The 982-nt window shown below is 67.2% G+C and carries 1 protein-coding gene and 1 pseudogene; both read right to left on the bottom strand.

Translation table 11 applies throughout. The features are described 5' to 3' along the window. Window positions 1–14: 14 nt before the first annotated feature. Window positions 15–578, bottom strand: coding sequence for a transposase (locus D7V77_RS42170; protein ID WP_120581750.1), 564 nt, complete (start codon window positions 576–578; stop codon window positions 15–17). Between the two features lie 43 nt (window positions 579–621). Continuing rightward, window positions 622–978: pseudogene (locus D7V77_RS46135) on the bottom strand (helix-turn-helix domain-containing protein); the annotation flags it as partial. Between the last annotated feature and the right edge of the window lie 4 nt (window positions 979–982).

Genomic DNA, 982 nt, shown 5'->3' with positions numbered 1-982 from the left:
CTAAGCCATCCCGACTAATTCCGTTCAGGGGTGTTGGCCCAGATGGGGAGCCTGCCGCGCCTGCGGACGCGGCGCAGCAGGAGAACGGCCTCATCATAGAAGGCGTCACGGTCCGCCGTCAGCATGCGGCTGAAGTAGGTGGACTTCAGCTCCTCCCAGAAGCCCTCAACCCAGTTGAGGGTCTCTGAGGTGTAGCGCGGCAACCAGAAGACGCGCACGTAGGGGACGGCGGCCTCAATCGCGGCTGTCGAAGCACGGCTGGTGAAGCAGCCGCCGTTGTCGAGCACCAGCACGATGCGGCGGCCTGTCCGCTTCGCGCGTTTCACCAGCGTCTCCAGCACGGCGAGGAAGAGAGCAGTGGTGACGCTCTTGGGCTGGTGCGCGAAGCGGAAATCTCCCGTCGGGTAGCGCACCGCGCCCACCACTCCCACGCGCACGTTCTTGCCCGGGGTGGGCAGTGCGAGGCGCTCGCCTCGGCGGCGCCAGGCGGAGCGCACCGAGGGCAATAGGTCGAACCTCACCCCGTCCGCGTACCACAACTCGAAGAGCGCGCCCGGCTGGGAGGCCTGCTTTTTCAAGGAGTTGAGGCGCCTTTGGGCGCGCGCTTTTTTGCTCCTCGTCCGCCAGCCCCTTGAGCGTCAGCTTCGTGCGTCGCCAGGCAAAGCCATGGCGCCGCAGCACCTCTCCCACCCAATCGGGGCTGATGCTCACGCCGGCATGCTGCTGAAGGTGCGCGGCAAGACGCGCGCACGTCCAGCGTGCGAAGGCGTACCCCTGCTCTCGCGGGTTGCTCTCTACGTCCTTGAGCAGCAGCTCTACCGCCGCAGGTGTCAGGCGGGAGGGCCTACCTGGATGCGCACGGGCCTCCAGTGCCTGGACACCTTCCTGGCGCCACCTCCGACGCCACGCGTACACGGCCCGGGGAGTGACACCCAATGTTCTGCCCACCTGGGTGGCGCTCTGCCCTTCGGCAGACAACAGG

The sequence above is a fragment of the Corallococcus sp. CA041A genome, assembly GCF_003612075.1.
In the GTDB taxonomy this organism is placed as follows: Bacteria; Myxococcota; Myxococcia; order Myxococcales; family Myxococcaceae; genus Corallococcus; species Corallococcus exiguus.
This window is presented reverse-complemented; position numbering and strand designations above follow the sequence as displayed.